This window comes from uncultured Adlercreutzia sp., from assembly GCF_958431955.1.
Classification (GTDB): Bacteria; Actinomycetota; Coriobacteriia; order Coriobacteriales; family Eggerthellaceae; genus Adlercreutzia.
The window spans coordinates 1-22,442 of record NZ_CAUASN010000041.1 but is presented as its reverse complement, the minus strand read 5'-3'; the positions used below and the strand labels follow the sequence as shown (position 1 = coordinate 22,442).

The window sequence follows — 22,442 nt, the reverse complement described above, 5'->3', positions numbered from 1 at the left end:
CGCATCCCCTGCGAGGTGGAGGTGGCCAGCGAGTTCCGCTACCGCAACCCCATCATCACGCCGACCACGCTCGTGGTGGCCGTGTCCCAGTCCGGTGAGACGGCCGACACTCTGGCCGCCATCCGCGATGCCCGCGTGCGCGGCGCGAAGGTCTTCGGCATCACCAACGTGGTGGGAAGCCCCGTGGCCCGCGAGTCCGACGGCGTCATCTACACCAAGGCCAACAAGGAGATCGCCGTGGCCTCCACGAAGAGCTTCCTGGGCCAGGTGGCCTCCCTCACGCTTCTGGCCATGCTCTTGGGTCAGTCCCAAGGCCAGCTCACCGGCGGCCAGATCAAGCTTCTGTTCAGCGAGCTGGCCGACACCGCCGAGCAGGTGGAGCGCATCCTCGCCGAGTGCGGCCCGGCGGTGGAAGAGGCCGCCCGCGCCATGGTGGATGCCCAAAGCGCGCTCTTCATCGGCCGCGGCATGGGCGCCGCCACCTCCTACGAGGGGGCGCTCAAGCTCAAGGAGATCAGCTACCTGCACGCCGAGGCTTACGCCGCCGGCGAGATGAAGCACGGGCCCATCGCCCTTATCGACGAGAACTTCCCGGTCATCGCCATCGCCACGAACAGCCCGGTCTACGACAAGGTGGTGTCGAACCTGCAGGAGTCCCGCGCGCGCGGGGCCTGCATCATCGCCGTGGCCACCGAGGGCGACGAGGAGATCTTGAAGCACGCCGACCACGTCATCTACATTCCGAAGGTGCGCGACGCCTTCAGCCCCATCACGGCCAGCGTGCCTTTGCAGCTGCTCGCCCGCGAGGTGGCCGTGCTGCGCGGGTGCGACGTGGACCAGCCGCGCAACCTGGCGAAGTCCGTCACCGTGGAATAGACCGGAGGGAATCCGGCGGCTATGAGGCAGAGGTTCGACTCGCGCTATATCTTCGCGGCCGTCGCGGCGGTCGTGGTCGTGCTCGCCGTGGTCATCGCCGCCACGAGCCTGTACTACTTCTCCGCCATTCACGGCCTGGTGGTGCAGGCCGACTCCATCATGCCCAACGACCAGGCCGAGGGCGCCGCCATCGTCGGCATGACTGCGCGCATGGTCATCATCGTCGTGGGGGCCACGCTTCTGGCCGTGGCCGCCATCGGCGCGCTGCTCATCTACCGCAACCGCCGCGAGCTGCGCGGCGAGCGCCACGTGCAGAGCATCTACCAGGCCATCGGCGAGAACATCGACACGGCCATCTTCATCGTGGATTGTGAGGATCAGGCGGTGGAGGCCGTCTTCGAGAACGTGCAGGACATACTGGGCGTGCCCGCATCGAAGTTCTTCGTCATGGACCGCCTCTCGTCCAACGAGGCTTACGCGAAGGTGGCGGCTATCGTGCACTCGGGCGCGCCCTGCGAGCGGCGCACCTGGGAGTTCCAGTGCTTCAACGCCGCCTTCGGCCGCGACATGTGGCTGCGCATCACGAGCTGCCCGGTCACCCTCGGCGGCGACGCGAAGGTCATCTACTCGCTCACCGACATGACCGACGAGCACGACATCCGCCAGCGCCTCATGGACTCGGTGGCCGCCGCCGAGGATGCCAACCGCGCCAAGAGCAACTTCCTCGCCTCCATGAGCCACGACATCCGCACGCCCATGAACGCCATCCTCGGCTTCTCGGAGCTCATCGACCGCGAGGCCGGCCACGAGGAGGCGGTGCGCGAGTACAACCACAAGATCGCCCTGTCGGGAAGGCATCTGCTCGGGCTCATCAACGACGTGCTCGACATGTCGAAGATCGAGTCGGGCAAGACGGAGCTCGCCGCGGAGCCGTTCTCGCTGGCCGATACCGTGGCCGCGGTAGAGGCCATGATGCGCCCCCAGACCGATGCCAAGAACCAGACCTTCACCGTAGAGGTGACGGGCGTCTCCCACGACCGGCTCGTGGGAGACGAGGGGCGCCTGCGCCAGATTCTCATGAACGTGCTGTCGAACGCCATGAAGTACACCGATGCCGGGGGCAAGATCCTCTTGCGCATCGACGGGTCACTCGCCCGCCACGGTACCCTGCAGCACGTGCGCATCCTCGTGCGCGACAACGGCATCGGCATGTCGGAAGACTACCTGACCACCATCTTCGACTCGTTCTCGCGGGAGGAATCCACGCTCACGAACAAGATCCAGGGTACCGGGCTCGGCATGGCCATCACGAAGAACCTCGTCGATCTCATGGGCGGCGCCATTTCCGTGCGCAGCAAGCTGGATGTGGGATCGGTCTTCATCATCGATCTGGAGTTCCCGCCGGCTGAGGCGGGGCCGGAGGAGTGCGAGGAGCCCGCTTCCGCCCCGGCGGTGGATGTGGATGAGGCCCTCGGCGGCAAGCACTTCCTCGTGGCTGAGGACAACGACCTGAACGCCGAGATCATCGCCGCCATCCTCACCATTCACGGCGCTACCTGCGAAGTGGCCGAGAACGGCCAGGTGGCGGTGGAGAAGTTCGGCCGAAGCGAGGCGGGCGCCTACGACATGATCTTCATGGATGTGCAGATGCCGGTGATGAACGGGCACGAGGCCGCCCGGGCCATCCGCGCCCTCGACCGCGCCGACGCCCGGGAGATTCCCATTATCGCCATGACGGCCAACGCCTTCGCCGAGGACGAGCGGGAGGCTCTGGCCGCGGGCATGAACGCACACGTGGCCAAGCCCATCGACGTGGCCACTCTCGCGCGCACCGTGGCGAACCTGGCCCGCTAGCGGGCGTTGGCGATAGCGCGGATGGCCTGGGGCAGGTAGGCTATCACGTCCTCGGCGGCCACGCAGATCTCGGTGATCTTTTCGGCGGCGGCCCGGCCGGCCTCGGCGTGCAGCGCGCAGCCGAGGGCCGCAGCGTCGCGCGGGGCGAGCCCCTGGGCCAGAAGCGCCCCTACGATGCCCGCGAGCACGTCTCCCGTCCCCGCCTTGGCGAGCGCCGCCGTGCCGCGGTCCATGACCTCCACCGCGCCCTCGGCATCGGCGATGTAGGTGGCCGGCCCCTTGAGGACGACGAGCGCGCAATAGGCCTGGGCGAGGGCGCACGCGAGCTCGGGCCCCTCGGGCACTCCTTCCAGCCCCGCGCCCCGGGCGAGACGTGCCGCCTCGCCGCCGTGGGGCGTGAGCACGAGCGCTCCCGTGCCGCGCTCGGCCCGCTCGCGCGCCAGGCGCTGCCCCGTCTCATCGGCGATGAGACCGAGGCCTCCGCCGTCTACGAGCACCGGGCCTGCGGCTGCCCGCACCGTCTCCGCCACCAGCTCGCGCTGGGGCGCGCTTCCGTCGAAGCCGCAGCCGATGACGCAGGCGGCCGGGTGGCCGGCGCGCGGGGTTTCCTGTCGTGCAGGATGCCACTCGCGCCAGTCGCGGGCCACGAGGGAGGGGCGGAAGGCCCGCACCGCAAGGAGCGACTTGCCGGCGCAGAACACCTCGGTGTAGCCTGCGCCCGCCCGTTCGGCGGCCGTGCCGGCCAGGCAGGCGGCACCCGGGTAGGCGGCGGCACCCGCCACGAGGGAGAGCTTGCCCCGCGTGTACTTGTTCGCCCGGGCATCGGGCCAGGGCAGAAGCGCTGCCAGCGCGGCATTGTCGCGCGAGGGAACAGGGGTGGCAGAAGAGTTCGGCGCGGGGGAGAAATCGGCGGGGGCGTTCATGGAGACTCCTCGGATGATCGGGTCGTTTCTTCCCATAACAGCGCGTCAACACGGAGCATTCCCGTCGTCAACGGGTGGGTTGCGCGCCCGGGCGGCGCCCGGCGCCGCTCCTAGAATGGTACTCGTTACAGTATACCTTCGGGGCGTAAGGAGCGTGGTGACGTATGGATATCAAAGTAGGACGCAACTGGGGGCTGTTCGCCGCCGGAATCGCGCTGATCCTCATCGGGTTCGTGCTGCTCATGGTGCCGGGGCTGACGCTCGTGAGCATCGCCATCATCGCCGGATGCATGTTTTTGGCCGCCGGCATCGTGGATGCGTGGGCGTACTTCAAGTACCGCCGTGCGGAGGGGCTTTCGGCCTGGGCGCTCGCCTATGCGGTGTGCGACATCGTCTTGGGCGTGCTCTTCATCGTGCATCCCGTGGCCTCGGCCGTGGTGATCCCCTGGGTGATGGGCATCTTCGTCATCGCCTATGGCATCTTCGAAGTCGTGGCCGCCGTGCGGTTCCACCGCGAGATGCCCGGCTGGGGCTGGGTGCTGTTCTCCGGCATCGTGAGTTTGCTCTGCGGCATCGCGTTCATCGTGGCGCCGGGCACCTTCGCGTTGTTCCTGGGCTTCTTCCTCATGGCCCGCGGTGTGCAGATGGCCGTCTTCGGCGTGTCGCTGCCCCAGGCGCGGGTGACGGTTGCCCACAACCACTAGGCCCCTGCCGGCCGAGCTCGGCGGTGCGGGTGCGGGGCGGCAGGCTCGCTCGGTCTTGGCCGCCGCCTTTGGTCGGCGACCCTTTTGGGCGGCGTTGCGAACGTGAAGCGGTGGTATCATAGCCGCTGCGAATGAACCGAGGGCCCGGATTCGTCCGGGCCCTCTTTTGCGGAAGGGACAGGGCTATGGCCGAAGATCAGGAAGCGCTCTTCAGCGGAGCGGACATGGCGCACACGGCGAGCGATCCGGCGGCGCGGGCCGCGGCGCTCCGGCGCGAGATCGAGCACCACAGCTACCAGTACTACGCGCTCGATGCCCCCACCATATCGGACGCGGCCTTCGACTCGCTTATGCGCGAGCTGCGCGAGATCGAGGCGGCCCATCCCGAACTTGTTACCCCCGCCTCGCCCACCCAGCGCGTGGGCGGATATGTGGGCGAGCAGTTCGCGCCGGTAGTGCACGAGCAGCGCATGTACTCGCTCGACAACGCCATGGACTTGGGCGAGCTGGACGCGTGGATGGAGCGGGTGCGCGAGGCCTGCGGGGGCGCGCTCCCGCCGCTTTGCTGCGAGCTGAAGATCGACGGCAGCTCCATCGCCCTTACCTATGAGGACGGCGTGCTCGTGCGGGCGGCCACCCGCGGCGACGGCACCACTGGCGAGGACGTGACCGTGAACATGCGCACCGTCCGCGACGTGCCCCTGCGCCTGCGCGAGGGGGCCCTTGCCGCCATCACGCCCGGCACCGACGCGCTCGAGCTGCGCGGCGAGGTGTACATGCCCAAGAAGAGCTTCGAGGTGCTGAACGCCGCCGCCATCACCGAGGGGCGGGCCCCTTTCGCGAACCCGCGCAACGCCGCTGCCGGATCGCTGCGCCAGAAGGACGCGCGCATCACCCAGGGGCGCGATCTGTCCACCTTCATGTACGCCATCGCCGACGAGGGGGCCCTCGCCGCCACCGGTCAGTGGGAGCTGCTCCAGTGGCTGCGCGAGGCCGGCTTCCACGTGAACCCCGACGTGAAGCTGTGCGAGAGCGAGGGCGAGGTGCGCGATTTCTGCCGCGCGGCCATCGAGCGGCGCGACGCGCTGCCCTACGAGATCGACGGCGTGGTGGTGAAGGTGAACTCCTTCGCGCGCCAGGCGGCTATGGGATTCACCGCCCGCGCCCCGCGTTGGGCCATCGCCTTCAAGTTCCCGCCCGAGGAGAAGACCACCCTTCTGCGCGACATCACCGTGCAGGTGGGCCGCACCGGCGTGCTCACGCCCGTGGCCGAGCTGGAGCCGGTGGTGGTGGCCGGGTCCACCGTGGCCCGGGCCACCCTGCACAACTTGGACGAGGTGCACCGCAAGGACGTGCGCGTGGGCGACACGGTCATCGTGCGGAAGGCGGGGGATGTGATTCCCGAGGTGCTGGGGCCGGTGGAAAGCCTGCGCAGCCCCGAGGCCCGTATCTGGGAGATGCCGAGCGTATGCCCCAGCTGCGGAAGCCCCGTGGTGCGCGACGAGGGCGAGGTGGCCTTCCGCTGCATTTCCATCGACTGCCCGGCCCAGGCCTTGGAGCGTTTGCTGCACTGGGCGAGCCGCGGCGCGCTCGACATCGACGGCATGGGCGAGGAGATCGTAAGCCGGCTCGTGGAAAGCGGGCGTGTGGCCGATGTGGCCGACTACTACTCGCTCACCGAGGACGAGCTAGCCGCCACGAGCACCGGGCGTGTGAACAAGGACGGCGAGATCATCCGCCTCGGCCACACCATCGCGGCGAAGCTGGTGGCGGCCATCGAGGCCTCGAAGTCCCGCTCGTTCGCGCGGGTGCTCTTCGGTTTGGGCATCCGGCATGTGGGCAAGACCACGGCCGAGCTTCTGGCCGATGCCTTCCCCTCTATGGAGGCGCTCGCGGCAGCGGGGGGGGACGAGCTGGCGGAAGTGAACGGCATCGGGCCGAAGGTGGCCCACGGGGTGTGGCTCTTCTTCCGCACGCCCGACAACGTGTCGGTCATCGAGCGGCTGCGCGCGGCCGGCGTGACCATGGCCGCCGAGGCCATGGCGCCGGGCAAGGAAGTGCCCCAGGTGCTCTCGGGGCTCACCTTCGTGCTCACCGGCACCTTGGCCGCTTCGGGTATGACCCGCGACGAGGCCGGCGCTCGTCTGAAGGCCATGGGAGCGAAGGTGTCGGGGTCGGTGTCGAAGAAAACGAGCTTCGTGGTGGCCGGCGAGGCGGCGGGCTCCAAGTACGACAAGGCGGTCTCGCTCGGCGTGCCCGTGCTCGATGAGGCGGCGCTCTTACATATATTGGAGACGGGCGAGGTGCCGCGGGATATCTGAGCGGGCCTATCGGGAATGGAGGTCCTGCGGAGCGGTTGCGCAGGGCCTGCGAAGTGAACGTGGGCGCCCTGTCGGCATCTCGCGCGGGACTTGTGGAGGGCCTTGGCACGTCTCGGCGCGCCTTATAGACTCGCCGTCATGCTTATTCACAGAACATTTTCCCAGCGGGCTCGCACGCTTGTGCTCGCCTGCGCCCTTTCCGCGACCATGGTCGCGATGAGCGCTCCGGAGGCCTCGGCCGACGAGGGCGTGATCGAGAGCCCCTTCACGAAGGTGGAGGGCTTCGCCAGCGATATCAAGGACTACGTCGGCAGCGTGGCCGACGAGGCCGCCGAGCGCGCGGCCGAGGAGGAGCGCGCCGGTCGCCGTCAATCGGTGGTGGACGCGGCCGACGGCCAGCTCGGGGTGCCCTACGTCTACGGCGGCACCACGCCCGCCGGCTTCGACTGCTCCGGCTTCACGCGCTGGGTCTTCGCCGAGGCGCTCGGCATGGAGCTCCCGCGCACCGCCGCCGAGCAGAGCGCGCTCGGCGAGGCGGTGTCCCTCGACGATTTGCTCCCCGGCGACCTTCTGTTCTGGGGCAGCGGCAGCGGCGTGTACCACGTGGGCATCTACGCCGGCGACGGGGAGTACATCCACGCCTCCACTGGCGGCGGCCGGGTGATGCGCGCCACCTTCGACTACTTCGTCCCCACCTTCGCCAAGCGCCTCGTCGCCTAGCGGGGAAGGGGAGCGCCTCGTCCGCATCCAGCGCCTCGCCCCGAGCGGCTCGCGGCGGGTCGCCCGGGGCGCATCCCCGGACGCCCGCGGCCTCTTCGGCGCTCATTCGCAACCGTGACCCCGTTCATCAGCGAAAAAAGTCGCCTACGGAAAAAATATTCACAGGGTGTCCACGGCCCCGTTTGGAGCCGAATGGGAAGAAGCTTTCCGTAAAATGCCAGTTCAGTAACAATTTTGCGTCAATTCGGCTCAATTTCTCATTGATTTCATCACCGAAACACTGCTCCAACGAGACGTTTTCGCAGGTTGGACAGCGCGGAAAGTCGCGCTATAATGCATGCTTCGAGGCAAGGATTTGCCTTGGGTTCGCATACCCCGCAACCTGCGGGGCGCGGGCTTCGTGGGAGATGATGAACAAAGAGGAGGCGTGATGACCGCACCCAAGAACGCAGTTTCGCTGTTCACAGCTGCTGCCCTGGTCGTTGCCCCTGTGGGCGGCGTTGCCGCGAACTACAAGACCGCCCATGCCGACGAGGGCGACGGCGATCCGAACGTCCGCGAGGCCGACGAGACCCAGGAGGGCTCCTCCGTCGCCGACGTGGAGGTCAAGAAGGCCAACGGCGGCTATGAATCTGAGAGCGATTACCAGAAGGATCTGAACGACGCGCTCGAGGGGGATTCCGCTCCCTCCGAGCCGGCGGCGCCCGAGGAGAGCGGCGACAGCTCGGATACCGCGACCGATACCGACGCCGAGGGCGGCTCCGACGAGGGCGCGGGCGATGCCGGCACCGAGGGCGGCGCCGACGAGGGCGACGGCTCCGGTGAGGGCTCCGGTGACGGCTCCGTCCCCGGCGGCGATGGCACCGAGGGCGTGCTCCCTGAGAACCCGTCGGCACCCGGCGAGGGCGACGGCGAGGGCACGAGCAAGCCCGTCGTGCCCACCTTCGGCGCCTCCACCTTGGAGAAGGACGCCGTAGCCGCGCTCGAGGCCGCGGGCCTTACGGCCGCGGTCGAGTACCAGTACAGCGACTCGGTGGCCAAGGGTTGCGTCATCGCCACGAACCCCGAGGGGGGCACTGCCGTGGAGCCCGGCTCCACGGTGACCGTGTTCATCTCCCAGGGCAAGCAGGCTGATGCGGAGAAGCCCGGCGAGGACGGCGGCAACGACGGCGAGCAGAAGCCCGGCGACGGCAACGAGGGAGGCGACGCCGAGAAGCCCTCGACGCCCGACACCCCCGAGCCCCCGGCGCTCGACCCGAGCAACCCGGTGGACGACAACGTGCAGAAGCCCAAGCCCGACGGCGCCGGCGGCACGACCGATGCGAGCCACACCGCCGCGGTGAACAAGGCCCAGGCCCAGACGCCGCTCAAGCAGGTGGCCGTCACGGTGCCCTCCATCTCGTTCACCCATATGGACAACTCCTCCTACGTGGCGCGCCACTACAGCGAGGATCTCACCACCGAGAAGTTCATCTCGCTGGTGGGCGAGTCGGCCCGCACCATCGCGGCCGAGAACGACCTGTACGCCTCGGTCATGATCGCCCAGGCCATCCTGGAGTCTGCTTCGGGCAACTCCCAGCTGGCCCAGGCGCCCAACAACAACCTGTTCGGCATCAAGGGCACCTACAAGGGCAACTCCGTGGCCCTGGCCACCCGCGAGGACGACGGCTCCGGCTCCACCTACACCATCACGGCCGACTTCCGTCAGTACGATACCGTGGACGAGTCGCTGTCCGACTACGCCGACCTCCTGTCCAACTCCATGGGCGACTTCTACGCCGGCGCGCGCAAGTCGAACACCGACACCTTCGTGGACGCCTGCGACTTCCTCGTGGGCCGCTACGCCACCGACATCTTCTATTCGGAGAAACTGCAGGACCTCATCGAGACCTACGACCTTACCCGCTTCGACGTGCCGCTCACCTACGAGCTCACCGAGACCTTCGTGCTGCCGGTGAAGGACGAGGTGACGGGGCTGGATCTCTATCTCGATCCCGTGGCCGACAAGGAGGCCTACGACGAGCTTGTGGCCGAGTACTACGACTACGTGGACGCCACGAGCGAGTACCAGCAGGCGCTCGCCACCTGGGAAGAGCAGATGGCCCGCGCCGAGGAGCTCTACCATGTGCCGGTGTATCTGGAGAAGCCCTCCATGCCGGCCGCCGACACGGCCATGCAGCAGCATCAGAACGCCATCGATGCCGAGCGCTTCGAGGGCTTCGACAAGCTCATCGCCGCCGGCGCCCCGCTGCCGGTGCGCGAGGCCCGCACGCTGAACGACCTCACGTCGCTGGCGAACTCCTTCCTCGGCGTGCCCTACCTGTGGGGCGGCACCACGCCGGCCGGCTTCGACTGCTCGGGCCTGGTGCAGTACTGCTACCGCGAGGTGTTCAACATCGAGCTGCCGCGCACCACGTACTACCAGTGCGAGGTGGGCGTGGAGGTTCCCTTCGCGGAGCTTCTGCCGGGCGACCTGCTGTTCTTCGCCGACGGGGGAGATGTCCACCACGTGGCCATGTACCTGGGCGACGGCTACTACGTGGAGGCGCCGCACACGGGCGATGTGGTGAAGATCACCGCCATGAACGACAAGCTGCCCGACTTCGCCAAGCGCGTGGTCGATGTGCGCGATGTGGCGCTGTCCGAGTACAGCGACGCGCAGCTGGCCATGTTCGTGGAGCGTGAGAAGTACCTCCAGGAGCGCGAGCAGCGCATGGGTGTTTCCGACGAGGCGCTCGAGGAGCTGACTGAGTGGCTGCAGGGCCTCGAGTTCTAGCCAGCCGGCCTGCGTGGGAGTAACACTGCGACATTTTCTGGTGCTGGGCCTGATTGCCTTCGCCGTGACGTACATCTGCGTCCCGTTGGCAAGAAGGCTCGCACTGCGTTTGGATGCCGTCGACTATCCGAGCGAGCGCCGGGTGAACAAGCGCCCGGTGCCGCGGATGGGCGGCGTCGCCATGGCCTGCGGCATCGCCGCGGCCATCATCGTGGAGGTGAGCGGCGAGTTCTTCCTCGGCTGGGCCGGCATCTACGTCCACCCCGCCCACGGGAGCATCAACCACGTGGGCGTCATGTGCGGCCTTCTGGTCGTGGTGATCACCGGCGCCCTGGACGACGTGTACTCCCTCGCACCGCGGGTGAAACTCGCCGGCCAGGTGCTCGGCGCCGCCATCATCGCCGCGTCCGGGCTTCTGCTCTCCAGCATCGCGAACCCCTTCGGCGCCGGCTTCATCAGCTTCGGGTGGCTCGCCTACCCGCTCACGGTGCTCTACCTCGTGTGCTTCATGAACGTCATCAACCTCATCGACGGTTTGGACGGCCTGGCCGCGGGTATCGCGGCCATCGCGTCGTTCTTCCTGTTCCTCATCGCGTTCGGGCGTGGCATGGAGGAGACGGCCATGCTCTCCATCATGCTGCTCGGCGTAACGCTGGCCTTCCTGCGCTACAACTTCGCGCCGGCGAGCATCTTCATGGGCGATTCGGGCTCGCTGCTCCTCGGCGCCATGATCGGCGTCATCTCGCTCATGGGCGTCATGCGCTCGCCGACCCTCATCGTGCTGGCGGTGCCCGTGGTGATCGCCGCGGTGCCCATCGCCGATACGGCGGCGGCCATCGCGCGGCGGCTATACCACCACAAGCCCATCCAGCAGGCCGATCGGAAGCACCTGCACCATATGCTTCTGCGCAAGGGCTACGGCGTGCGCAAGTCGGTGGTCATCGTGTACGCGTGGACGACGCTGCTCGGTATCGGCGCCTGGGTGATGTCGTCCACCCACGGCATCGCCGTGTGGGCCATGATGGCCGTCATGCTCGTCGGCTCGTTCTACATCCTGTGGAAGATCGGCATCTTCGACCAGGTGCTGCGCCACCACTACCACGGCCGCCACACCCGCCAGGAGGACAAGCCCCGCTGGTACGGCAAGCACGGGCGGTAGGCGCCTCGGGACGATCGCTCCGATCGAGGTTGCGGGCAAGCTCGTTCCCGGGCCGCGTCGTCGGCGAGCCCTCCATCCGTTCCGAGAAAGATCCGGGGAAGCGTGGCCGCCAAGTCCCTGCGGTCGATGAATCGCATATGGGTAATGTGATGGCTCCGAAGCAATGGTAGAATGGAACCTCGCCGTTATTGGTTGCGAGAAACGAGGATCGTGAGCACACTCTCTGAGATACTCAAGGAACAGTGGGATTGGCGCAAGCAGATTCTGAGCCTCGGCCTGTTCGATTTGAAGAAGGTGTCTGCCGGCGCGGTGCTCGGGCCCTTGTGGTTCTTCGCGAAGCCGGCGGTGTACATCTTGGTGTTCTGGTTCGCCCTGGAGGTGGGCTTGCGCAGCGCCGACCAGACGGGGTCGGATGTGCCCTACATCCTCTGGCTCATGGGCGGCCTCGTGCCGTGGTTCTACATCCAGGAGATCCTCGGTACGGGCATCAACATCTTCAAGCGCTACTCGTACCTGGTGACCAAGATCAAGTTCCCGCTCTCGGGCATTCCCACCATCTTCAGCATCTCGACGTTCATCATCCAGCTGGGACTCGTGGCGGCGCTTCTGGTAGTGTACTTCTTGTGCGGCCAGCCGGTGGATCTGTACCTGCTGCAGCTGCCGGTGGCCCTGGTGCTTATGTTCGTGTTCTTCAACATGTTCTCTCTGGTGACGAGCTTGCTCTCGGCCATCAGCAAGGACTTCATGAACCTGATGAAGACGCTCTCGACGCCGCTGTTCTGGCTGTCGGGCATCATCTTCAACGTGTTCAAGCTGAACGTGCCGGTGATAGAGTTCATTCTGATGTTCAACCCCATCACGTTCATCGTGACCATGTACCGCTGCGCGGTGTACGACAAGATGTGGATCTGGGAGAAGCCCGAGGCGCTCGTCGGATTCGTGGTGGTGTTCGCGGTCACGCTGGTGGTCACGCTCGTCATCTACCGCCGCACCCACGAGGAGGTGGCCGATGTCCTCTAGCGAGCAGGCGCCCGTCGCCATCAAATTCGACCATGTGACTAAGACCTACAAGCTCTACGAGAACGATCGCCAGCGCTTCCTCAGCGTGTTCCGCGGCAAGGACAAGCGCAAGCTCGTCACCAAGGTGAACGCGAGCAACGATCTGTCCTTCGAGATCCGCAAGGGCGAGGCCGTGGCGTTTCTGGGGCACAACGGGGCGGGGAAGTCGACGGCCCTGAAGATGATCACCGGCGTGACGTTCCCCACTACCGGCGAGGTGACGGTCAACGGCACGGTGAGCGCGCTTCTGGAGCTGACGGCCGGTTTCGACATGGCGCTCACGGGCCGCGAGAACATCCATCTGCGCGGACACGCCATGGGCCTCGATGCCGACGAGATCGCCGCGCTGGAGCCCAAGGTGGTGGAATTCGCCGAGCTGGGCGTGTACATCGACCAGCCGGTGCGCACGTATTCGTCGGGCATGAAGTCGCGCCTGGGCTTCGCCTTCGCCGTGTCGAGCGATCCGGAGATCCTCGTGGTGGACGAGGCGCTGTCGGTGGGCGATAAGAAGTTCCAGCAGAAGTGCTTCGCCCGGGTGCGCGAGATCATGGAGGACGAGAACGTGACGGTGCTGTTCGTCACCCACTCCTCGTCGGCGGCCCAGGAGTTCTGCACTCGCGGCATCGTGCTGGACAAGGGCACGAAGAAGTTCGACGGGAGCATCCAGGACGCCATCGCGTTCTACGAGGGCCACGAGTAGGGCTTCCGATTCAGCGACCGTGCCGGAGGGTTGCGGCTCGGTGTCGTGTCCTTGCCCCGGGGTCTTCTGGGCCCGCTTGTTCCGCCGAGCCCGGATGCGTGCCGTCTCGTAGCCGCTGGGCTCAGTTGTCGCGCCGCTTCTCCATCCCGATGATCGCCTCGCAGATGCGTTCGGTGCACGAGCCTTCGGCAGGGAGCGCCACGTTGGCGGCGGTGAAGGCGGCGTAGGCCGCATGGTCGAAGGAGCCGGCCTCGATGGCGGCTGCAATCGCGTGCGGGTCGGCAGTGAAGAGCGCGGGCATGTCGTTCTCGAAATCGATGGTGAGGCCGCGCTTCTCGCGATAGCTGTCCCAGTCGTAGGCATACAGGTAGATGGGCAGGCCCAAAAGCCCCGCCTCGTAGATGACCGTGGAGTAGTCGCTGATGACGTAGTCGGCTACGAAGAGGGCGTCGAAGGCGCTGCCGGGGATGGTGACGACGCGGGGGTCGTCGATGACCTGCTTGCTCACGGGATGGGGCTTGTAGACGACGTTGAAGCGGTCGAAGTCGACGGCGTCGAGGAGAGCCAGGGTGGCAGCCTCCTCGTTGGCGGCCGGTTGCTTGCGGAAGGTGGGGCAGTAGACGATGGTCTCGCGGCCGCGCAGCTGGGGGTAGGCGGCGAGGATCGCCTCGCGTTGGCAGGCGCGGTGCTCGGCGCTGAGGAGGAGGTCCACGTGGGGGAGGGGCGCCTCGAAGAGCCATGCGGGCGCGGCGTTGAAGGCCGCGGCGAAGGGCTCGGTGAAGCTCAAGGACGAGATGGCGATGGCGTCATAGCCCTCGTGCATGTGCATGAGACGCGCCGTCGCCTCGGAGTGCCCCTCGTCGGTGCCGAAGGCGGTGTATCCGAACCGCTTCATGTTGCCGAGCGAGTGCCAGATCTGCACGACGGGCACGCGGATGCGGTCGTGCAGAAGCCCCACGACGATGCAGTAGGAATCGAGCACCACCGCTCGGCTCGTGGCGATGTAGAAGACCTGCCGCACCATTTCGGCGAGGTAGGCCACGGGGTTGCACAGCTGCTTTGCGAGGATGACGACCTTCCACGGCGGATCGCGCCGCTCGCAGTAGTCGCGGATAAGCCGGAAGTCGACCGGCTCGCCATCGCTCTGCCGACTGATGCACACGATACGCCGCTTCTGCGGCAACAGCGAACAGAGCGCATAGAGCGCTCCCAGGAGGGCAGTTGCTATGCCGACGGCGATCTTGCGCATGCGGAACCTTTCGTATGAAATGGACGGTGCTATGGTAGCACGACCGACGCTGCGCAGGCCGATGTCTGATTCTCGCGCTGGCAATAGGCTGCATCAGCGGGAGGCAACGTCCGTCCTCCCCTGTGCTCCTTGTGCATCTGGCAGGCACGCGGAGGGCGTTGCCCTTGTCGGTGGTAAAATGCAAAGGATACAAGCAACGTCGTCCTTATAAAGGAGCCTCTATGCAGTTTGCTGCTATTCTTGCCGGTGGGTCGGGGGTTCGGATGGGGAATCCGGACAAGCCGAAGCAGTTCTTCTTCTTGGGCGAGAAGCCCATTCTGGTGCACACGCTGGAGAAGTTCTGCGCCGCGGGCTGCTTCGACAAGGTGCTCGTGCTCACGCCGGCCACCTGGGTGCAGCAGACGCGTGACATTATCGAGAAGCACTGCCCGCAGTACGCTGGCGCCGTGGCGGTGGCGGCCGGGGGCGCCGCGCGCAACGACACCATCATGAACGCCGTCCGCTACTTCGAGGGCGAATGCGGCGCGACGGCCGATGACGTCATCGTCACCCACGACGCCGTGCGTCCCTTCGTGTCGCTGCGCATGATCGAGGAGAACATCGAGGCCGCGCGCCGTTGCGGCGCCTGCGACACCGTGGTGCCGGCCACCGACACCATCGTGGAGAGCCTGGACGGCGAGACGATCTCCTCCATCCCGAACCGTAGCGTGCTCTACCAGGGGCAGACGCCCCAAAGCTTCAACCTGGGGGCGCTCAAGGAGATGCTCGAGTCACTCACCGACGAGGAGCGGGACATCCTCACCGACGCCTGCAAGGCCTTCGTGCTGCGCGGCCGCGAGGTGGCCCTCGTGCGCGGCGATGTGTCGAACATCAAGATCACCTACCCTCAGGACCTCCGCGTTGCCGAGGCCATGCTGGAGGCGTAGGCCATGCTGAACACCGTCTACCGTCTGGTCGCCCCGCGCACCTTCGAGCCCGTGGTCGTGTCGCAGGATACCACGGGCAAGGTGGTCGTGCGGCCCACGCACCTCTCCATCTGCAACGCCGACCAGCGCTACTACCAGGGCACGCGCAGCAAGGAAGTGCTCGACCGCAAGCTGCCCATGGCGCTCATCCACGAGGGCATAGGCCGCGTGGTGAGCGACGACACCGGCACTTTCCAGCCGGGCGACGCCGTGGTCATGCTGCCGAACGCGCCGGTGGAGGAGGATGCCTTCATCGCCGAGAACTACCTGCGATCGAGCCGGTTCTGCGGCAGCGGCTTCGACGGCTTCATGCAGGAGGCCATGGTACTGCCGCCCGAGCGCGTGGTGGGCCTGCCCCAGGATGTGAACCGGGAGGTGGCCGCCTTCACCGAGCTCGTGAGCGTGGCCACCCACGCTATCTCGCGATTCGACGCCATCGCCCACGGGCGCCGCGAGCGCATCGGCGTGTGGGGCGATGGCAACATGGGCTTCATCGTGTCGCTGCTGCTGCACCTGCGCTATCCCGAGGCGAGTATCGTCGTGTTCGGCCGCAACGAGTCGAAGCTGCACGACTTCACCTTCGCCGACGAGACGCATCTTGTGGGCGATGTGGAGGGTGTGGCCCTGGTCGATCATGCCTTCGAGTGCGCGGGAGGGGAGGGCTCGGTGGCCGCCATCGAGCAGATCATCGACCTCATCAACCCCGAGGGCACGGTGTCGCTGCTCGGCGTCTCCGAGAACAACGTGCCCATCAACACGCGCATGGTGCTGGAGAAGGGCCTGCGCCTGTTCGGCAGCAGCCGCAGCGGCCGCGAGGACTTCGAGGCCACGGTGCAGCTGTACCGCGACCATCCCGAGGTGCTCGACTACCTGGCCTCGCTCGTGTGCAGCGTGAACGAGGCGACGCAGATCGCCGACATCGCCGCTGCCTTCGAGTCGGACATCCGCAAGCCCATGGGCAAGACCGTCATTCGGTGGAACATGTAGGGAAGAGGGAGCGTTCGTGAGCGACCAAGAGAAGGACGAGAAGCCGTTGCCCCAGCGCGTGAGGGGGGCGGTGCTGAGACGCGTTCGGCGTTTGGCAAAGGACATCCTGCTGTTCTGGGTGCTCCCGGCCGCCTACCGCCGGGCCGCCCGGCAGCCGGTGGAGGCGGGCAAGGTCATCTTCCTGGACAACAAGGAACCGGAGTTGCCGGAGAGCTTCGAGGTGCTCTACGAGCGCCTCGGCTGCGTGCCCTCCTTGTCGCTCGAGTTCGTCTCGCTCGGCGAGACGCGGGTGCGCTTGCGCCAGTACTACCGGAACTGCCTCGCCTTCGTGAGGGACATGGCCACTGCCCAGTACGTGTTCCTCAACGATGCGTCCAACGTGGTCAGCTGCGTGCTGCTGCGCCCCGAGACCACGGTGGTGCAGCTGTGGCACGCGTGCGGCGCCTTCAAGAAGTGGGGCATGAGTACGGCTGACCTCATCTTCGGGGGCTCGCGCGAGGACATCCTGCGCCATCCCTTCTACAAGAACCTGTCGCTGGTGACGGTGAGCAGCCCCGAGGTGGCATGGGCCTACGAGGAGGCCATGGTGCTGCAGGACGAGCCGGGCGTGGTGCGCCCGGTGGGCGTGAGCCGCACGGACGTGTTCTTCGACGAGGGGTATCTGGCCGAAAGCCGGCGCAAGCTGCTCGAGATGGTGCCGGCGGCCGAGGGGAAGCGCGTCGTGCTGTACGCCCCGACGTTCCGCGGGCGCGTGGCCCATGCGGAGGGCCCGGCAGCCCTCGACATCGCGGCCATGAAGGAGGCGCTCGGCGCCGATACCGTGCTCCTCATCAAGCACCACCCCTTCGTGCGCGAGCTGCCCCCCATTCCCGAGGACTGCCGCGACTTCGCCTTCGATGTTACGCGCGAGGCCGCCATCAACGAGCTCATCTGTTGCGCCGACGCGGTCGTCTCCGACTACTCGTCGCTCGTGTTCGAGTACTCGCTGTTCGGCCGTCCCATGGTGTTCTTCGCCTATGATAGGGACGACTACGCCGACTGGCGCGGTTTCTACTACGATTACGAGGCGCTCACCCCCGGCCCGGTGTGCGCGACGACCGAGGAGGTCATCGGTGCCTTGCAGGCCGCGGCCGAGGGTTTCGACCCCTCCGAGGTGGAGGCGTTCCGCGACCGGTTCATGAGCGCCTGCGACGGCCATGCGACCGATCGCATCATCGGCGAGGTGTTCGGCGAGGACGTGCTGCGCGCATCCGCGCGCGGCTAGGATGGATGCCGTAAGGCGGCCGGCGGCCAAGAACGAGAGGGCGGCGAACGTGGAGAAAACGAGCAGGGAGAAGCAGGGCGCGGTGGGCGCGGCGGAGACGACCGGAGCGCCGAGGGACGCGGAGGCGCCCCTGCGGGTGTCGCTGGTGATTCCCGTGTACAACAAGGCGACGCATCTGGAGTCGTGCTTCGCGTGCCTGGACGGCCAGACGATCGACAAGGAATCCCTGGAGGTGCTCTTCGTCGATGACGGGTCGACAGACGAGTCGGCGCAGCTGTGCCGCGCGTTCGCCGCGAGCCGTCCGTGGGCACGCGTCATCTCTCAGGAGAACGGCGGCGTGTCGGCGGCCCGCAACGCGGGCATCAGGGCGGCGCGCGGGCGCTACTTATTTTTCCTCGACCCCGACGATACGCTGAGCCCCGAGACCCTGGCCAACGTCGCGGACTTCTTCGACACGTGCGCCGACGAGGTTGATCTGGTCACGTACCCCATCGTCTCCATCCGCGACGGCAAGCGCCAGCGGCCCCACCACCGCTACGGGGTGCTGCGCGAGACGGGCGTATACGACCTGACGCGGCCGGAGAACGCCACCGTCGCCCAGGCGACCATGAACGTGGCCGTGCGCAACCGCCTCGGCGACAACGTACTGTTCGACTTCGCGCCGGCCAACGGTGTTGTCGTGCACGAGGACGAGAAGTACTGCACCGACGTGCTGGAGCGCAGCATGAAGCTCGGGTTCTGCGCCGATGCCGAGTACCGCTGGATGCGCAGCGACGAGGGCGCCTCCACCGCCCTGCGGCAGCCGGAGAGCCTCTACGACAACAACATCGCCCTGTTCGAGGACTTCTTCGGACGTTACGAGGGCGAGGTGCCCCCCTACATCCAGGGGCTGCTCGTGAACGACCTTTCGTGGAAGCTGAAGGCGGGCATCGCCCTTCCGTCCCATCGAGAGGGCGCGGCCTACGACGAGGCGCTCGGCCGTCTGGGCGCGCTTCTGGAGCGCGTGGACGACGAGCTGATCCTGCGCCATCCCAACCTGCGCGAGGACCATCGGCTGCTCGTGCTCGGCCTGAAGCGCCGCGAGCCCCTGAGCTGGCATGCGGCGCCGGGCGCGCTCGCGATCACGCGGGGCGAGGGACTCCTGTTCGCCGCAGGCAGCGCGAAGGTGGTGCTGACGCGCGTGGCGGTGCGCGACGGGGTGCTGTCGGTCGCAGGCAGGCTGGAGTCGCTCTTCTTCGTTAGATGGGAGGGGAGTGTGGAGCTGCTGCTGCGCCGGCGCCTGAAAGGCGACGAGTGGGAGGGGGAGGCCCTGCCTCTCGCGCTGGAGGAGACGGTGGAATACTGCCAGACGCCCGCAGCGCCCACGAGGCGCACCTTCGCGTTCTCGCTCGCCTGCGATCTGGGGGAGAGCGAGGATATCCGGCTCGACCTGCGCCTCGACGGCGCGAGCATCCCCCTGACCTGGTCGGCGAGGGAGCTGGCCCGCTCGGCTTACGCGCTGCGCCATACGCGCATTGTGGGGGAGTGGCGGGTAAGGCTCGATCTGGATGGGGCCAAAATCGTCGTGGACCGCCTGGAGGGCAAGGCGCGGGATGCGGCGGTGAAGCAGATGGAGGGCCGCGTGCCGCGTTGGAAGACGCGTCTCGATCGCCGTCTGATACGCCGTCTGGCCGAAGGGAAGGATATCTGGCTGTACGCCGACGAGCCCGGCGACCGGGGCGAGGCGTGGGCGCGCTTCGAGCGCGACAGCCGGCGAAACGACGGCATCGCGCGCTACTACGCCGCGCGCTCGGGCCAGAAGCCCCCGCGACCCGGCGCGCATGGCAAGATCGTTGACTTCGGCTCCCGCCGCCACAAGATGCTCTTCTGCGCCGCCAAGAAGATCGTCGCCCCCACCGACGATTTCGCCACCTACAGCCCCATGCCCGAGAAGAGCCTGCTTGATTTCGCTGATTTGTTCAATGGGGAAGCGGAAGCGGTATGCGCGAGCTCGACACAATAGGTGTTTCATTTGCAGTTATGTCGAAGAGCAAGATGGTTCGATACCGTCTAGGCCTTGCGCAAATTCCAGATGGTGCCCGAGCCGTAGCCAGAATTGACGCAGAGCATCTCTTCGATGGCAATCTTGCTCGCCGTGTCTTGGGTATCAGGCAGCGTCGCTCTTCAAAGGCGAAGTTCGTTCGGGATGGATTGACGGTGTGCCCTCCTTTCACCGTTCTGCCGCTCCCGCTTTTCGGATCGGTGGGTTTTGCGGCATATGATCTCTTCTGTTTTCGGCCAGATCTATTTTACTGAGTGGATGACTGCAATGGCGGTGATGACGGCGCTCCACCTCTTCCGCACGCCGAAGGGCCGCTTCAGCTGTTCGCCATCGCCGTGGTTGCGTTCATGCTCGTTTGCGGACTTTCACGCAGTGATTCCATGACTGGGGCTTTGTTGCGGTGGCGGTGCTGCGGATGCCCTCCGCAAGCCATGTTGAACTGGGGAGGATGCGCGAGTTGCTGTGGACGGTCACGATTGTAACGAGTGTGTTTTCGATGCTCAACGCTGTATCGGTGCTGGTGTGGCTGTAAGTTACCGATCCCTCGGCCCGCCAATCTCTGAATTTTTACGATCACAAGAATTCGTCTATCCACATTGCCTGCCTTCAGCGAGAGCATCGCTGGTGCTTGACACGATTGTGCGGAGGGGCTGCGCGGTGCGAAACGCCTCGCTGTATTGTGTCGGTATCCTTCAGTGTCTCTTCTTGTATTCAGCAACGTCGACGATGGCGCTGATACTTGTTTTTGGCTTTGCTCAACTGCGCAGAGTTCGCTAGCTCTTTAATGGTTTCATCTGTTTGGTGGGCCATGCCGTAACGCTGCTGTTTGCAATTGCCGTTCTCGTTGCGTGGGTTCTTCCCTCCCCTATCGAAGGAGCACTGGGAGGGGCTATTGCCTTCACGGGCGCGATGCGCATTTGGACAGCGATTTGCGTTGACAACGGATTGGTATACACTCATCGGCTATGGCGCATCCATCAGGTTTAACATTTCAACGATGGGCGATCACCTCAATGATTTGCACAATTTTGCGCTGCATCTTTGGGCTACCAGCGCCACCATAAGGCGTGTACTCTATGATGCGCTTATTTTAATGGCAATGCGTCTGTTGTATTAATATCGTCGCAACTGCCCAACGGTAGTACCGAAGGCTGTCGGCGGCCCCATCGCCATCGGTTCCATGGGGGTTCCTCATAACTATCAGCTGGTTCCTCGTGCTGATCTGGCGCGCTATTGGAGGTCGGAGGTGGTGGAGGTTTGCAGCGACCAAAGAGGTGGATGTTTGCAGTAAGGTTCCAGAAACAAAAAAAGTATCGTGGGCGGCGATGAGCGGCTGTCCATTGCCTCAAAAAGATAGTTATTCCCGGACAGGGCGAACGTCAGTCAGATAATCTGTTTTAAACTCGTAAATGGACGAGGTTTGTACCTTGCGGAAGCGAAAACCCTTGAGCGAATTCAAACCAAATCCAACAATTTCTTATGTGCTCTACCCCTGGAGTTTTGAGGTGATTGCGTCCGGGGCTTCCGTGGAAGATGCACTCACGCTGCCTGTAGGGTTGCCGCCATCTCTCTCTGGATTGTGGACGAGTGTGAGGTCGATCATTTGTCGAACTTTGCGCTTAGTTTAAGATCTTTCAGCTCGGTCAGCAATAGTGAAGAGCGGTACGCTTTTTTGGTCATGGCATTGATGGGTGTCATGACCTGATCGAATGGCACCGAGGACTCTCCTACTGTATTTTCACAACGCAGAGTATCAGGGTGAACCTCTACTGGCTCAAAGTCCTGTCCGTCATGAACGAGAGAGGAAGGAGTAGCTGAAAATGGTTAAAAGTATACTGGTGTATGTAATTAACAGAAGAGCATTGGCGTATCTGATTGGAATAGATTGGCGAAACTGGTAGAAACTATATTGGCGCTAAGAGCTACTGAATAATACGAAGAACGTTTCACACGATTCTCGAGAATTGAGGGATACTGGAGCAAAATCGTCCCTTTGGGGTAGTTCATGATTCTTGGGTTTACCCGAACGTGCGTCGGTCGAGTCTGGGAAATTTTCGCCGTGCAAATAAACCTATCGTCTAATCGTTGGATCGCCAAGGGCGACCATTGATCCAGCATTTAACGCTGATTAAACGTTTTTGTCGATCGAAATGATAAACTTATATTTCGATGCTGCTTAGGTTGTAGATAATGCTGCTTTGCGTAAACGATTGGAGCGAGATAAGATGCCTTCAAGGTCTGAAGGATATTTTCAAACTAAAATTCGTAACACGCTCAGAGTGGTTCGGGACAATTTGGGTACTACCTGCCTTATCTCTATCGTCCTGCTCTTTCTCATTTTCGTCCTTCGGCTGAGTTTTGGAAGCGTAATCAAGCCACAATCCTTCTTGGACGAACTGCTGATTTTCTTGAGCACAATTCTCTCGAGTCTGCTCTGTGCTTGTTTTGTTGCATATGTGTTTGACCTTAGCTCCTATAAAAGGGATTTAACCCAGAATAACGCGGCCGAGGTTCTTGAGGTGCTTTTTCATGACGAAGGCTTAGTTTTATCAAATATTCCTGCGGAAGTTTTGCAATCTGTCGCGCAAAAGGCAATGCGATCGACTATGGATATCGAGCCTCAAAGTGTCGGTGATAATCTAATAAGAGTTTGTCTTGATGAGGTGCGAGATACCGTAAATGGTCCTTACGCTGATTTAACTGTGCAGAGAGAGTATTCGTTCGACTCAAGAAATTCATGCGCCGTGTATGTGAAGGAGCATTTGATCTACAAATTCTATAGCTTGTCTGATGAAAAGATTGAGAAGAGCATTTGGCGCAATTTAACCTCTGGAATAATCGACG

16 protein-coding genes are annotated in these 22,442 nt (G+C 64.7%); 14 read left to right on the top strand and 2 right to left on the bottom strand.

Annotated features, from left to right (window positions below):
* Together Q5064_RS10160 and Q5064_RS10155 are read left to right on the top strand one after the other, a co-directional pair.
* A partial coding sequence (locus tag Q5064_RS10160) for an isomerizing glutamine--fructose-6-phosphate transaminase (protein WP_302964378.1) occupies positions 1 to 876 on the top strand: 876 nt, incomplete at its 5' end.
* 21 nt (positions 877 to 897) lie between these two features.
* Entirely contained in the window at positions 898 to 2,730 is a 1,833-nt protein-coding gene (locus Q5064_RS10155; protein ID WP_302964377.1) for an ATP-binding protein, read from the top strand.
* Here the strand turns inward: Q5064_RS10155 and Q5064_RS10150 are convergent.
* On the bottom strand, positions 2,727 to 3,653 hold the full coding sequence (locus tag Q5064_RS10150; RefSeq protein ID WP_302964375.1) for an NAD(P)H-hydrate dehydratase: 927 nt from the start codon (positions 3,651 to 3,653) through the stop codon (positions 2,727 to 2,729). The two genes, Q5064_RS10155 and Q5064_RS10150, sit on opposite strands and share 4 nt — an antisense overlap.
* A 164-nt stretch (positions 3,654 to 3,817) precedes the next feature.
* Here Q5064_RS10150 and Q5064_RS10145 point away from each other — a divergent pair, with 164 nt between their 5' ends.
* The 7 genes from Q5064_RS10145 to Q5064_RS10115 all read left to right on the top strand — a co-directional run bounded on the left by Q5064_RS10145 (position 3,818) and on the right by Q5064_RS10115 (position 13,092).
* Positions 3,818 to 4,357 (top strand): HdeD family acid-resistance protein, encoded by a 540-nt coding sequence (locus Q5064_RS10145; protein ID WP_302964373.1) that lies wholly within the window; start codon positions 3,818 to 3,820, stop codon positions 4,355 to 4,357.
* A 185-nt stretch (positions 4,358 to 4,542) separates the two neighbouring features.
* Positions 4,543 to 6,678, top strand: coding sequence for an NAD-dependent DNA ligase LigA (gene ligA, locus Q5064_RS10140; protein ID WP_302964371.1), 2,136 nt, complete (start codon positions 4,543 to 4,545; stop codon positions 6,676 to 6,678).
* A gap of 216 nt (positions 6,679 to 6,894) precedes the next feature.
* Complete coding sequence (locus Q5064_RS10135; protein ID WP_302964370.1) at positions 6,895 to 7,398, top strand: C40 family peptidase; 504 nt, start codon at positions 6,895 to 6,897, stop codon at positions 7,396 to 7,398.
* Between the two features lie 430 nt (positions 7,399 to 7,828).
* A complete protein-coding gene (locus tag Q5064_RS10130; RefSeq protein ID WP_302964368.1) occupies positions 7,829 to 10,174 on the top strand; it encodes a glucosaminidase domain-containing protein in 2,346 nt (781 codons plus the stop codon).
* 109 nt (positions 10,175 to 10,283) lie between these two features.
* The gene (locus tag Q5064_RS10125) at positions 10,284 to 11,333 is read left to right on the top strand and encodes an MraY family glycosyltransferase (protein WP_302964367.1); all 1,050 of its coding nucleotides are present in this window, start codon (positions 10,284 to 10,286) and stop codon (positions 11,331 to 11,333) included.
* A 210-nt stretch (positions 11,334 to 11,543) separates the two neighbouring features.
* Positions 11,544 to 12,353: an ABC transporter permease gene (locus Q5064_RS10120; protein WP_302964366.1), complete on the top strand. Its 810-nt coding sequence runs from the start codon at positions 11,544 to 11,546 to the stop codon at positions 12,351 to 12,353.
* Complete coding sequence (locus Q5064_RS10115; RefSeq protein WP_302964364.1) at positions 12,343 to 13,092, top strand: ABC transporter ATP-binding protein; 750 nt, start codon at positions 12,343 to 12,345, stop codon at positions 13,090 to 13,092. Before Q5064_RS10120 ends, Q5064_RS10115 begins: the two co-directional genes overlap by 11 nt.
* A 121-nt stretch (positions 13,093 to 13,213) precedes the next feature.
* Here Q5064_RS10115 and Q5064_RS10110 read toward each other — a convergent pair whose 3' ends face one another.
* Complete coding sequence (locus tag Q5064_RS10110) at positions 13,214 to 14,341, bottom strand: CDP-glycerol glycerophosphotransferase family protein (RefSeq protein WP_302964363.1); 1,128 nt, start codon at positions 14,339 to 14,341, stop codon at positions 13,214 to 13,216.
* A gap of 221 nt (positions 14,342 to 14,562) precedes the next feature.
* Between Q5064_RS10110 and Q5064_RS10105 the strand changes: the two genes are divergently transcribed.
* The 5 genes from Q5064_RS10105 to Q5064_RS10085 all read left to right on the top strand — a co-directional run.
* Positions 14,563 to 15,267: a 2-C-methyl-D-erythritol 4-phosphate cytidylyltransferase gene (locus tag Q5064_RS10105; RefSeq protein ID WP_302964360.1), complete on the top strand. Its 705-nt coding sequence runs from the start codon at positions 14,563 to 14,565 to the stop codon at positions 15,265 to 15,267.
* A gap of 3 nt (positions 15,268 to 15,270) precedes the next feature.
* The gene (locus tag Q5064_RS10100; RefSeq protein ID WP_302964358.1) at positions 15,271 to 16,293 is read left to right on the top strand and encodes an alcohol dehydrogenase catalytic domain-containing protein; all 1,023 of its coding nucleotides are present in this window, start codon (positions 15,271 to 15,273) and stop codon (positions 16,291 to 16,293) included.
* Positions 16,294 to 16,309: 16 nt separating this feature from the next.
* Positions 16,310 to 17,557, top strand: coding sequence for a CDP-glycerol glycerophosphotransferase family protein (locus Q5064_RS10095; protein ID WP_302964357.1), 1,248 nt, complete (start codon positions 16,310 to 16,312; stop codon positions 17,555 to 17,557).
* Positions 17,558 to 17,606: 49 nt separating this feature from the next.
* A complete protein-coding gene (locus Q5064_RS10090; protein ID WP_302964355.1) occupies positions 17,607 to 19,559 on the top strand; it encodes a glycosyltransferase in 1,953 nt (650 codons plus the stop codon).
* A 2,426-nt stretch (positions 19,560 to 21,985) separates the two neighbouring features.
* Positions 21,986 to 22,442: hypothetical protein (locus tag Q5064_RS10085; RefSeq protein ID WP_302964354.1), on the top strand; the 457-nt coding region annotated here is incomplete at its 3' end.

Coding starts and splice junctions, on each gene's coding strand:
- Q5064_RS10155 (WP_302964377.1), top strand. CDS start 898: ATGAGGCAGAGGTTCGACTCGCGCTATATCTTCGCGGCCGTCGCGGCG.
- Q5064_RS10150 (WP_302964375.1), bottom strand. CDS start 3,653: ATGAACGCCCCCGCCGATTTCTCCCCCGCGCCGAACTCTTCTGCCACC.
- Q5064_RS10145 (WP_302964373.1), top strand. CDS start 3,818: ATGGATATCAAAGTAGGACGCAACTGGGGGCTGTTCGCCGCCGGAATC.
- ligA (WP_302964371.1), top strand. CDS start 4,543: ATGGCCGAAGATCAGGAAGCGCTCTTCAGCGGAGCGGACATGGCGCAC.
- Q5064_RS10135 (WP_302964370.1), top strand. CDS start 6,895: ATGAGCGCTCCGGAGGCCTCGGCCGACGAGGGCGTGATCGAGAGCCCC.
- Q5064_RS10130 (WP_302964368.1), top strand. CDS start 7,829: ATGACCGCACCCAAGAACGCAGTTTCGCTGTTCACAGCTGCTGCCCTG.
- Q5064_RS10115 (WP_302964364.1), top strand. CDS start 12,343: ATGTCCTCTAGCGAGCAGGCGCCCGTCGCCATCAAATTCGACCATGTG.
- Q5064_RS10110 (WP_302964363.1), bottom strand. CDS start 14,341: ATGCGCAAGATCGCCGTCGGCATAGCAACTGCCCTCCTGGGAGCGCTC.
- Q5064_RS10105 (WP_302964360.1), top strand. CDS start 14,563: ATGCAGTTTGCTGCTATTCTTGCCGGTGGGTCGGGGGTTCGGATGGGG.
- Q5064_RS10100 (WP_302964358.1), top strand. CDS start 15,271: ATGCTGAACACCGTCTACCGTCTGGTCGCCCCGCGCACCTTCGAGCCC.